General features: G+C 72.1%; 9 protein-coding genes. 6 read left to right on the forward strand and 3 right to left on the reverse strand.

The window, feature by feature from the left end; genetic code table 11:
- Positions 1 to 15: 15 nt before the first annotated feature.
- The 4 genes from AB0B66_RS41475 (at position 16) to AB0B66_RS41490 (ending at position 3,436) form a co-directional block, all read left to right on the forward strand.
- Positions 16 to 1,254: a hypothetical protein gene (locus AB0B66_RS41475; RefSeq protein WP_360540750.1), complete on the forward strand. Its 1,239-nt coding sequence runs from the start codon at positions 16 to 18 to the stop codon at positions 1,252 to 1,254.
- A gap of 85 nt (positions 1,255 to 1,339) precedes the next feature.
- The gene (locus AB0B66_RS41480) at positions 1,340 to 2,029 is read left to right on the forward strand and encodes an HAD hydrolase-like protein (protein WP_360540752.1); all 690 of its coding nucleotides are present in this window, start codon (positions 1,340 to 1,342) and stop codon (positions 2,027 to 2,029) included.
- A 47-nt stretch (positions 2,030 to 2,076) separates the two neighbouring features.
- Positions 2,077 to 2,583 (forward strand): DinB family protein, encoded by a 507-nt coding sequence (locus AB0B66_RS41485; RefSeq protein ID WP_360540753.1) that lies wholly within the window; start codon positions 2,077 to 2,079, stop codon positions 2,581 to 2,583.
- A 70-nt stretch (positions 2,584 to 2,653) separates the two neighbouring features.
- Complete coding sequence (locus AB0B66_RS41490) at positions 2,654 to 3,436, forward strand: oxidoreductase (RefSeq protein WP_360540755.1); 783 nt, start codon at positions 2,654 to 2,656, stop codon at positions 3,434 to 3,436.
- Between the two features lie 205 nt (positions 3,437 to 3,641).
- Here AB0B66_RS41490 and AB0B66_RS41495 read toward each other — a convergent pair whose 3' ends face one another.
- Positions 3,642 to 5,036 (reverse strand): squalene monooxygenase, encoded by a 1,395-nt coding sequence (locus AB0B66_RS41495; RefSeq protein WP_360540757.1) that lies wholly within the window; start codon positions 5,034 to 5,036, stop codon positions 3,642 to 3,644.
- 379 nt (positions 5,037 to 5,415) lie between these two features.
- Between AB0B66_RS41495 and AB0B66_RS41500 the strand changes: the two genes are divergently transcribed.
- Positions 5,416 to 7,611, forward strand: a complete 2,196-nt coding sequence (locus AB0B66_RS41500) for a carbohydrate-binding module family 20 domain-containing protein (protein ID WP_360540759.1) — start codon at positions 5,416 to 5,418, stop codon at positions 7,609 to 7,611.
- 187 nt (positions 7,612 to 7,798) lie between these two features.
- On the opposite strand, the gene AB0B66_RS41505 is transcribed toward AB0B66_RS41500, so the two are convergent.
- Both AB0B66_RS41505 and AB0B66_RS41510 read right to left on the reverse strand, forming a co-directional pair.
- Positions 7,799 to 9,961, reverse strand: a complete 2,163-nt coding sequence (locus AB0B66_RS41505; RefSeq protein WP_360540761.1) for an AAA family ATPase — start codon at positions 9,959 to 9,961, stop codon at positions 7,799 to 7,801.
- Positions 9,962 to 10,078: 117 nt separating this feature from the next.
- A complete protein-coding gene (locus tag AB0B66_RS41510; RefSeq protein WP_360540763.1) occupies positions 10,079 to 10,783 on the reverse strand; it encodes a DedA family protein in 705 nt (234 codons plus the stop codon).
- Between the two features lie 322 nt (positions 10,784 to 11,105).
- Between AB0B66_RS41510 and AB0B66_RS41515 the strand changes: the two genes are divergently transcribed.
- Positions 11,106 to 11,741 (forward strand): carbonic anhydrase, encoded by a 636-nt coding sequence (locus AB0B66_RS41515; RefSeq protein ID WP_360540765.1) that lies wholly within the window; start codon positions 11,106 to 11,108, stop codon positions 11,739 to 11,741.
- Positions 11,742 to 11,920 lie beyond the last annotated feature (179 nt).

The following is an 11,920-nucleotide window of genomic DNA, read 5'->3' on the forward strand; positions in this document are numbered from 1 at the left end:
AAGGGAGGAGAGGGCATGAGCGACCTGAACGAACTGCTGGCCGACATCGGGGACCGGGCGCGGATCTACGACGTCACCGAGCGGGCGCTGGTGCTGGGTCGTCGGCGGCGCAACACCCGCCGCCTCGCGGGTGTGGGCGGGATCGCCGCCGCGGTCGCGTTGTCGATCACGGGTGCCCTGGTCCTGCCCACCCGCCCGGAGCCCGGCCCGGCCGTGCCACCCTCGCCGACCCCGTCGCCACCCGCGGTCGCCCTGACCGCTTGCACCGCCGCCGAACTGCCGATGCCGGAAGGCCTGCGCGCGGACACCTACCACGAGTTCGGGGGTGATCCCAGTGGCCGCTTTCAGGCGACGCGTGCCGCCGACGGCAAGGGCCGCGATTTCCTGGTCGTCTGGGAGGACGGCAGCCCCAGGGTGGTCAGCGAATGGCCGAAGGGGGCCGTCCGGATCAATGCGGTCAGCTCTACGGGGACCGTGCTGCTGCGCGCCGGGCAGGCGGAGCTGAAGTCCTGGGTGGTGAGCCGTGACGGCACCACGACACGGCTGCTCGGCCCGGGTGCGGTCGGCCTCGGCATCAACTCTGCGGGCGTCATCGTCGGCCAGATCCAGGGCAACCTGCTGATGACCTGGCGGGATGCCACCGCGAAACCGGTCCCGTTGCCCGTGCCCGACGGCATGACCGCGGGTGACCCAGCGGCGATCTCCGACGACGGCACTGTCGTCACACAGTTGTTCGAGGGCCGGTTCGAGCAGACGCCGTTCCGGCGGTTCGGCGCCGGCTGGGCGTACGTCTGGCCGCCCGGTGGCTCGCCGCAGCGGCTCGCACTGCCCGACGCCATCGACGGCGTCCAGGTGAAGTCGTCGCGGGTCTTCCAGATCGCCGACGGCTGGGCCTCGGGTGTGCTGATCACCGGGGAGGGCGCGGACATCCGCCCCTATCCGGCCCGCTGGCGGCTCGGCAGCGGCGAGGTCGAGTGGCTGGCCGTGCCCGATCGGGGGGAGGGCGTCGTCAACCCTCAAGGTTGGGCGGTGCTTCGAGCGGCGGACGACACGACGACCCTGGTCCGCGACGACGTGGCGATCCGGCTGACGGGCCTGCCAGGTCACACGCCACGTCCGTCGAACGTCACGGGGACCGCCCCGCTGGTGGTGGGCGTGGTCGGCCCGGATGCCCGCGTTCTGTTCGGTTTCCAGGTGAGTGAGGGCGCGAACCACGAGTCGGTGTATCGCAGACTGCGCTGGACCTGCCGCTGACCGGCACGATCGGGCCGGGCGTCGTCCCTGGTGGGAGCGCCCGGCCCGCTTGACAGTCGCGCCGCGGCTGTGGTCGGGTCGGGGGATGCGACGCCTGGTGCTCTGGGACATCGACCGCACGCTCATCGACGGCGGCAAGGTCGGGCGGGAGGTGTTCGTCGCCGCGTACCAGGCGGTGGTGGGCAGCGAGCCGCCGCGGCTGCCGGAGTTCGGCGGCCGTACCGACCACTGGATCTTCACGACGGCGCTGGAGTGGCACGGCCGCGAGGCGCACCCGGAGATCGTCGCCGAGTTCTTCGTGCATCTCGCCGAGCACACCCGGGCGCACCGGCCGCAGCTGCTGGCCCGCGGTGGGGCGCTGGCCGGCGCGGCGCAGGCGCTGGCCGCCCTGGCCGGTGAGACGGGCGTGGTGCAGTCCGTCGTGACCGGCAACATCCGCGAGGCCGCGTACGAGAAGCTGTCCGCGTTCGACCTGCTCGGCCCGATCGACCTGGAGGTCGGCGGCTACGGCTGCGACGACGGGGTGCGCTCGGTGCTGGTGCGGCTGGCCCACGAGCGTGCGCAGGCCAAGTACACCGCGCTGCTGCCCGCGCGGCAGGTCGTGGTCATCGGCGACACCCCGCACGACATCGAGGCGGCGCGGGCCAACGGCGCGCTCGCCATCGGCGTGGCGACCGGCTCGTGCAGCGCCGACGAGCTGGCCGAGGCGGGCGCGGACACGGTGCTGCCGTCGCTGGCCGATACGGGCGCGGTGCTGCGGGCCGTCCTGGCCTGAGCCTTATCGGTTCGACAGGGCACCGGGCGACCCGCATGATCGCAGGCATGACGCGAACCGACGTGCCCGCCACCTGGGACGAACGAGCCACCCTGACCACCTTCCTCGACTACGCCCGCGCGACCGTGCGCGCCAAGTGCGAGGGCATCACCGACGAGGACGCGCGCAAGGCGCCGCTGCCGGATTCGCCGCTGATGACGGTCAAGGGCCTGGTCAGCCACGTGCGCTGGGTGGAGTACTCGTGGTTCCAGGTGGTCCTGCTGGGCGAGGAGGACGCCGGGCCGTGGACCGAGCAGGACCCGGACCGCGAGTTCACCTACGCCCTCGACGTGCCGATCGAGCAGCTGCTCGCCGAGTACGAGGCGCAGAGCGACCGCTACCGCGAGCTGGTCGACTCGCTCGACCTGGACACCCTCGCCAAGCGCGACCTGCGCCGGGCCGGACGTCCCGCGACGCTGCGCTGGATCCTGTTCCACCTGGTCGAGGAGATCGCCCGGCACAACGGCCACCTGGACGTGGTGCGTGAGCTGGTCGACGGCACCAAGGGCGACTGAGCTGCCCGTTCCCGGGATGGCCGGCCCTGCGCGCGCGTAACCTGAACCGGAGCGCGTCGGGGGAGGCGTCATGGATCTTGACCTGGGCGGCAAGGTCGCGGTGGTCACCGGGGCCAGCAAGGGCATCGGCCTGGCCGTGGTGAAGTCGCTGGTCGCGGAGGGCGCGAGCGTGGTCGCCGCGGCCCGGGACACCTCCGGGGAGCTGGCCGGGATCGACGGTCCGGTGCGTGCCGTCGCCGTCGACCTGACCGACCCGGCCGGGCCGCAGCGCCTGATCGACGAGGCGGTCGCCGCGTACGGCGGGCTGGACGTCCTGGTGAACAACGTGGGCGGGGTGAAGCCCCGGCTGGGCGGGTTCGTCTCGGTCACCGACGAGGACTGGATGTGGTCGCTGACCGTCAACCTGCTGTCCGCGATCCGGACCACCCGGGCCGCGCTGCCGCACCTGCTGGCCCGGGGCGCGGGCAGCATCGTGACGGTGAGCTCGATCAACGCCTTCCTGCCCGATCCCGCGATCATCGACTACACCGCGTCGAAGGCGGCGCTGACGAACTTCTCCAAGGCACTGTCCAAGGAGGTCGGCCCGAAGGGCATCCGGGTCAACACGGTCAGCCCGGGTCCGGTCCGCACGCCGCTGTGGGTGGGTGAGGAAGGTGTCGCCAAGTCGTTCGGTGCGGCGAGCGGAGTGTCGGCCGAGGAGGTGGCCAAGCAGGTCGCCGCGCAGGCGGTGACCGGCCGGTTCACCGAGGCCGAGGAGGTCGCCGACCTGGTGGTGCTGCTGGCGGGCGCGCGGGCGGCCAACGTCACCGGCGCGGACTTCGTCATCGACGGCGGGCTCATCACCACGCTGTGAACCCGATCGGGCGACCTCGGCCGCCAATCTCTCGCTGCGGAGGTTTGGCATACGGCCTTTCGGGGAACCCGGGCGCGCCGCGCGGGCACTCGTGGTGTGAGGCGGGCGCCTCCCGGAACGAGTGTCGCGGACGGCCGTCACCCGCCGGCGGCTCGGTCGATTCGGTCGCACCCCGGATCGACCGCCGCCGGCGGGCCGACGAAGGTCAGCCGGCTGTTTCCACCAGCGTGACCTGGGCGACCGGCACGCCCGGCGCGGTGCGGGGCTTGCCCGCCCGGCCGGACCACAGCACGCGGGCCAGCACGCCGGGGGAGAACAGCCGCTGCGGCGGGGACATCAGGTTCGCCACGGCCAGGAACGCCAGGCCGACCTCGGGGTGCCGGGCGGCCGCCCGGTGCAGGCGGGCGACGTACGCGTTGAGGAACCGGCCCTTGCGGGTGCGGACGCCCTCGACCTCGGGGTAGCCGAGGTCCGCGCCGACCGCGATGTCCCACGGCACGTCGATGACCTTCGACGCGGCCGCGTAGAAGCGCTTCGGCAGGCCCGCACCGCCCTTGCGCAGGCAGTCGCGCAGCACCATCGCCTCGGCGGCGGCGACGGTCATGCCCTGGCCGTACGCCGGGTTGAAGCTGCACACCGCGTCGGCGAAGGAGACCAGGCCCTCGGGCAGCCGGGTCAGGTGCTCGTAGCGGCGGCGCACGCTGACCGGCAGCCGCAGCCGCACCGCCGGGCCGACCGGCTCGCACGTGCTGAGCAGCTGGTGCAGCTCGTCACTGGCGAACCGGCGGGCGAACTCGGCGTACGCGTCCGGGTCGGACGGGAGCGCGCCGCCCTCGCCGACGCCGATCAGCGTCAGCATCCAGCGGTCGCCCTCGACCGGCACCACCACGCCGCCGATCGGCAACTCGGGCGACGGGCTGATCACGGCGGCGGTGAAGCCGAGCTGTCCCGGCGTACGCCGGTAGGCGCGCGAGATGTAGACCGTCTTGGCGTCCACGTGCTCCTCGGCGGGCTTGTCGTAGCCTAGCTCCGCCAGCCAGGTCGGGCCCCGGTTGCCGCGACCGGTGGCGTCGACCACCAGGTCGGCCTCCAGCCGCAGTTCGGTGTCGCCGCCGACGGGCAGGATGCGCGCGCCGACGACCCGGGTGCGGTCCTCGCTCGCGATCAGGCCGACAGCCTCGTGGCGGGCGAGCAGCTGCACGCCGGGCAGCGCGGTGACCCGGCGGCGCACGTACGCCTCCAGGCCGATGCGGGTGACGCCGAGCCCGGCCAGGCCGGTGTGCGCGGCGGCCAGCCGCCGGCCGTCGTTGATCCAGATGACGTCGCCCTGGACGTCGACGGGGACCGCGCCGGCGGCGGTCATGTCGGCGGCGAAGCCGGGGAACAGCTCCTCCAGGACCTGGCGGCCGCGGGCGAGCAGGCCGTGCGTGTGGTCGCCCTGCGGCACCCCCTTACGCCCGGTGACGCCGTCGGTGGGCAGCGCGTCGCGGTCGAAGATGGTGACCTTCGCGTACGACTCGCTCAGCACGCGGGCGGCGAGCAGGCCGCCGATGCTGGCGCCGAGCACGATCGCGTGCCCGGACTTTTCCTTGGCAGACAAGGTTTTCTCCGTCTCGGTGTGAGGTGTGCACACACCGTAAGAAGCGGTGACGCAATCATGAAAACGAATATGCGGTCCGGTAGATGACACTGTGTGCCCGCTCACGCGCTCTGCGTGGGTCCTGTCGGGACTCCGACGGTGTAGGACTGGAAGAATCTTTGAAAGATTTTGCAGCTCTGGGTCCGCGATCGATGGCCGCAGCGTGCCCCGATGTCCACCGTCGATGATCGACAGCGCAAACGGAACCGTCCTCAGCTCTGATTTGTACGGTAAATCCGGCGCATCGACGCTCTTCACGTCCCGTCAACGCGGGGCTAACATCCTTGAAACTTGCGCAAGAGTTTCCATCCCCGACCCTCCCCGACCCAGGAGGAGACTCGTGTCCACCCGCAACCGCCCCCTCGCCGCAGCCCTCGCCTCAGTGCTGCTGGCAGCCGCGCTCACCGCGGTCGCGCTCCTGCGACCCACCCCCGACCTCGTCCCGGCGAAAGCGGACGCCAACCCGGGCAACCGCGACGTCATCGTGCACCTGTTCCAGTGGCCCTGGGCCTCGATCGCCAACGAGTGCACCACCGTGCTCGGCCCGAAGGGCTTCGGCGCGGTCCAGGTGTCCCCGCCGCAGGAGCACGTCGTGCTCAGCGGGCAGTCCTACCCGTGGTGGCAGGACTACCAGCCGGTCAGCTACCAGCTCGTCAGCCGCCGCGGCGACCGCGCCGCCTTCGCGAACATGGTCACCACCTGCCACAACGCGGGGGTGAAGATCTACGTCGACGCGGTGGTCAACCACATGGCCGGCGGCGCGTCCACCGGCACCGGCTCGAACGGCTCCACCTACTCGCACTACAACTACCCGGGCATCTACCAGAACCAGGACTTCCACCACTGCGGGCGCAACGGCAACGACGACATCGTGGCCTGGGGCGACCGGTGGGAGGTGCAGAACTGCGAGCTGGTCGACCTGTCCGACCTGGCCACCGAGACCTCCTACGTGCGCGGCAAGCTCACCGCGTACCTCAACGACCTGGTGTCGCTGGGCGTGGACGGGTTCCGGGTCGACGCGGCCAAACACATGCCGGTCGCCGACCTGCAGGCGATCCTCGGCGGCGTCAGCGGCTCGCCGTACGTCTTCCACGAGGTGATCGAGGACAGCGCGTTCCCGCCGGGGGAGTACGCCGGGATCGGTGACGTGACCGAGTTCCGCTACGGCGACGTCGTCGGCAACGCGTTCCGCGACGCGAACCTGTCGAACCTGAACAACCTCGCCTCGCAGATGGCGCTGGCCGGCGGCGACGCGGTGAACTTCATCGACAACCACGACACGCAGCGCAACGGGCGCGCCCGGTTGACGTACAAGAACGGGCAGACCCACGCGCTGGCGGCGGCGTTCAGCCTGGCGTATCCGTACGGCACGCCCCAGCTGATGAGCAGCTTCACCTTCAGCAACAACGAGGCCGGGCCGCCCGCCGCCGGCAACGGCGTCACCAACCAGGTGACCTGCGGTTCGGGCTGGGAGTGCGAGCACCGCAAGACCGTGGTCGCCAACCTCGTCGGCTTCCACAACGCCGTCAACGGCACCGGGGTCGCCAACTGGACCTCGCCGTCGTCGTCGCGCATCGCGTTCGGCCGGGGCAGCGTCGGCTTCGCCGCGTTCAACCGCGACGGCGCGGCCTGGACCACCACCTTCAGCACCGGGCTGCCCGCCGGCGTCTATTGCAACGTCGCCACCGGCGACTTCACCGCCGGGACCTGCACCGGCGGCACCGTCACCGTGAACGGCTCCGGCCAGGCCGCGGTCACCGTCGCGGCCAACAGCGCGCTGGCGATCTACACCGGTGCGCTGGTCGGCACGTCGCCGTCGGGCACGCCCTCGCCGACACCCAGCGGCACCGCCTGCTCGTCCGCCGCGGTCACCTTCGAGTCCAACACCACCACGACCACCGGCCAGAACGTCTTCATCGCCGGCAGCATCGCCCAGCTCGGCTCCTGGAACACCGCCAACGCGGTCGCCATGTCCGGCACGGCGTACCCGGTCTGGCGGGCCTCCGTGAACCTGCCCGCGGGCACGGCCTTCGAGTACAAGTACATCAAGAAGGACGCCTCGGGCAACGTCACCTGGGAGAGCATCGCCAACCGGGCCCGCGCCGTGCCGACCGGGGCCTGCGCTGTCACCTGGTCCGAGACCTGGAACGTGCCCGGCGGCACGACCCCGTCACCGAGCGCCTCCCCGACGGCGTCCCCCTCGGCCTCGCCGAGCCCGTCCCCCAGCGGCTCGGCCTGCGCCTCCATCGCGGCCGCCTTCTCCGTGTCCGCGACCACGGCCTGGGGCCAGAACGTGTACGTCGTCGGCTCGATCCCCGCCCTCGGCAACTGGAACACCGCCAACGCGGTCGCCCTGTCCAGCGCGGCCTACCCCGTCTGGACCGCCACCATCACCCTGCCGACCAGCACGACCTTCGCCTACAAGTACATCAAGAAGGACGCCGCCGGCACCGTCACCTGGGAGAGCGACCCCAACCGCTCCCGCACCACCCCCACCACCCCCTGCACCGCCACCTACGCCGACACCTGGCGCTGACAGGCAAAGGAAGGGCACCTTCTTAACGCTCCGCGTTAAAGAAGGTGCCCTTCCCAACGTCTCACCCGGGCTGAGCTGCGCAGCGGCGCGGCGCGGATGCTGCGGTCGCCTGACCTGCGACGCGGGTCGGAAAAGGTGAAGAAGGGCACCTTCCACAACGCGGAGCGTTGTGAAGGTGCCCTTCCTTTCAGCGCCAGGGGCGGGTGGCGAGGGTGGTGAGGCGCTGGGTGGCGCGGGAGAGGGCCACGTAGAGGGTGCGGCGGCCCGCGTCGGTGCCGGCGTCGATGAGGCCGGGTTCGACCAGGACGACGGCGTCGTACTCCATGCCCTTGGCGGCCAGCGCGGTGACCACGCGCAGGCGTTCGGTGTCCCACTCGGACAGGCGGGCGGTGACGCGGTCCCGGATGCGGGCATCGGGGGTGATCACGCCGACGGTGCCCTCGACCTCGGTGAGCAGCGCCGCGACCGCGTCGCGGACCGCGTCGTCCAGGGCGGAACGCTCGACGATCCGGTGCACGGGGTCGATGCCGGTGGTGCGTACGGCCTTGGGCAGCGGCAGGTCCGGGGACACCCTGCGGATGACCTCGGCGGCGACCTCGAAGATCTCCGTCGAGTTGCGGTAGTTGGTGGTGAGCTGGTGCGGGTGGCGCTTGCGGCCGCCCAGCGCCTCGTCCCGGGCCCGGGCCACCTCACCCGCGCTGCCGATCCACGCCGACTGCGCGGGGTCGCCGACCACGGTCCAGCTCGCTGCGTGGCCGCGCCGGCCGATCATGCGCCACTGCATCGGCGTGACGTCCTGCGCCTCGTCGACCACGACGTGCGCGTAGTCGCGGTAGTCGTTCTCCCGGGGCGCGGCGGCCTGCGCGGCGCGCGAGCGCTCGTACGCCGTCGCCACCTCGCGCACCCCGCCCACCGTGTACGCCTCGCGCCGGCGTACCCGCGGCTTGGGCTTCTCTCCGATCAGCTCCCGCAGCTCGTCGAGCAGCGGCACGTCGTCGATGCTGGGGCCCTGCTCACGCAGCGGGGCCAGCGCCCGCACCAGGGTCCGCTGCTCCTCGTTCGACAGCGTGCTCTCGGCGTAGCGGCGCAGCCGCTGCGGGTCGGCCAGCCAGCCCAGCACCTGCTCCGGGCGCACCAGCGGCCACCACGCCTTGAGGAAGTCGCGGAAGCCCTCGTGCTCGGTCAGCTCCTCGTCGAACCGGGCCTGCTCCAGCCGGGGCTGCTTGGCCTTCATCTGCTCCCAGAGCAGGTCCAGCACCGCGCCGAACGCCTTCGCACGGATCTCGTTGCGGCGGTTGCCGCGCCCGATCCGCCGCCGGATGTCCTCGCCCTGCCGCCAGCTCAGCTCCAGCCACTCGCCGCGGTAGCGCAGCCGCAGGCCGTCGGGGCAGCCGGGCGGGGCGTCCTCGGCGGCACGGCGCAGCACCCGGCGCATCCGCGTCGAACCCTTGATCGCGCGGACCGCGGCGGTCTCCTCGCGGGTGGCGCTGAACCCGGGCACGAGCTGCCCGAGCGACTTCAGCGTCGCGGTGTCTTCGCCCAGTGAGGGCAGCACGGTCTCGATGTACTCGACGAACACCGGGGATGGGCCGACGATCAGCACGCCGCCGCCGGCGAACCGGGCCCGGTCGGAGTACAGCAGGTACGCCGCGCGGTGCAGAGCCACTGCGGTCTTGCCGGTGCCCGGGCCGCCCTCGACGACGGTCACCCCGGACGCGGGGGAGCGGATCGCCAGGTCCTGCTCGTGCTGGATGGTCGCCACGATGTCGCGCATGCCGGTGCCCTTGGCCCGGCTCAGCGCCGCCAGCAGCGCGCCGTCGCCGACCACGCGCATGCCCTCGGGTGCGGCCGACGGGTCGAGCAGGTCGTCCTCCAGGCCGGTGACCTTCTCACCGAACGACGAGATCATCCGGCGGCGGATCACGCCCAGCGGCTGGGCCGCGGTCGCGCGGTAGAACGCCGCCGCGGCCGGCGCGCGCCAGTCGATGAGCAGGGGTTCGGCTTGCTCGGTACGCACGCCGAGCCGGCCGATGTAGCGGGGGCGCTCGTCCCAGCCCGCCGCCTCGGGGTCGGCCGCGGCCTCGTCCGGCTCGACGCGGCTGGGGTGCATGTCCAGGCGGCCGAAGACCAGGCCCTCGTGCTCGGCGTCGAACGCGTGCCGCCGCCGCGCCGCGTGGAACACCATCGCGTCGCGCTCGACCAGGGAACCGAACGTGCCGACCCGTGCGAGTTGATAGCCGTCGGCCTCGGCCTTCGCGGCGTCGGCGCGCAGTCGGGCCAGCCGCGCGTAGACACGGTCCACGTGCTGCTGCTCGATGGCGATCTCGTCGTGCAGGGTGTTGTCAGACATGCGTCTCCTGGGCCGGGTATGGCGGCGATGGTGCCCCGATAGGGTACGGGCTGCCTCCGACCGGAAGATCGATCACCGGGCCGATGTGACGCGCGGCCCCACCGGATAGGCTGGAAGTCAGCCGACCCGCTCCTTCGCGGCGGCCCCCGCGTCGGTGGGGTGGTCGATCTCGTGGTCGCCCAGCAGCTCGACCGTCTCATCTGCGGCCGCTTCGACCAGGGACTTCTTGGCCCGGTGCTTGAACCACCAGGTGGTGCCCAGCCCGAAGACCACGGCCAGGGCCAGCGCCGCCCACGAGAAGCGCTTCAGCCACGCCTCCGCCACCGCGCCCAGCGCGTAGATCGCGAACGTGGTCCCGAACGCCCAGACCAGCCCGCCACCCGCGTTGGCCAGCAGGAACTTGCGGTACGGCACCTTCAGCGCCCCGGCCATCGGGCCCGCCAGGATGCGCAGCAGCGCGATGAAGCGGCCGAAGAACACCGCCCAGGTGCCCCAGCGCCCGAACATCGCCTCGGCCCGCACGATCTGCTCCGGGCCCAGGTGCTTCGGGAAGCGGCGGCCCAGGCGCTCCAGCAGCGGGCGGCCGCCGCGCTTGCCGATCGCGTACCCGATGGAGTCGCCGACGATCGCGCCGATCGCGGCGCCGGCGGCCACGCCCCACGGGGAGATGTGATCCGTGGTGGCAGCGAGCAGGGAGGCGCTGACCAGCACGATCTCGCCGGGTAGCGGGATGCCCATGCTCTCGGTCCCGATGACCAGACCGACGATGAGGTAGATGGCGACCGCCGGCAGCGTCTCCAGCCATGCTCCGACGAACTCCACCGGCCACCCCTTCTCCGAGCGTCATCGCCCGTAGTGACCTCACGGGACGCTCGAAAGATACCCGACCGGGGACCCCGTCGCACCCGGCTGAACTCCCTAAGTGGCCACCCCGGGGTGTCGGATCACGGCCTCACCCCGCGGGACTCCCGCCTCAGGGTGGGGCCGGGTGCGTGGTCGGGCGGCCCGCAGTTTCGGGGAAACTGCGGGAACCCGGCACCGTTTTCGCGCAGTTTCAATGCAATTGCAGGATCGGCCGTGAGAAGGGTCGCACTACTTCTGAGTAACCTTCCCGTGACGGGTCCGCACCGGCGACCCTTGAGGCATGACGCAGTCGAGGACCGCGCCGTCGGATCGTGATACGACGATGCCGGGCGAACGCCGAGGGCCGGCAGAGGCGCTGGCCGACCTGATGACCGGCAACCGCCGCTTCGCGGCCGGACGTCCCCGATACGGCCACCACGTCGGCGAGGCGGCCGCACTGTCCGGAACCCAGGAGCCGTACGCGGTGGTGCTCGGCTGCATCGACTCGCGGGTGCCGCTCGAAGCCGTGTTCGACCAGAACTTCGGCGACATGTGCGTGGTCCGCTCAGGCGCGCACGTGCTGGACCGCTCGGTGGTGGGCTCGGTCGAGTTCGCCGTCTCCGAGCTGCACGCCTCGCTGGTGATGGTGCTCGGGCACGAGCGCTGCGGCGCCGTGGCCGCGACCGTCGACGCGCTGCGCACCGGCAGCCGGCCCGACGGGTTCATGGGTTACCTGGTGGACCAGATCGCGCCCGCGGTCACCGAGGTCGGCCTCAACGACCCGCGGGTGCACCAGAAGGCGCTGCGCCGCCACGTCAGCCGCACCGTCGAGCAGCTCAGCCTCGCCGAGCGGCTCGCCACCGCCACCGCCGCCGGCCGCGCCCAGATCGTCGGCGCCGTCTACGACCTCGACACCGGCGTCGTCGAACTCCTCTGACCCGACCCACCACGCCACCTGGCGTGCCGTCGCGGGCGGCGGCCCCACCACCTGGCACGACTTTTAAAGACTTGCGGCCTCAGAGACTCTCTGTGGCCGCCAGTGTTTAAAAGTCGCCGCGCGGGGCGGGGGGGGGGCGGCGGCGCGGCGGGGCCCGCGCCGAAGTAGCCGCCGTACAC

The sequence above is a fragment of the Catellatospora sp. NPDC049111 genome (genome assembly GCF_040648615.1).
Classification (GTDB): Bacteria; Actinomycetota; Actinomycetes; order Mycobacteriales; family Micromonosporaceae; genus Catellatospora; species Catellatospora aurea.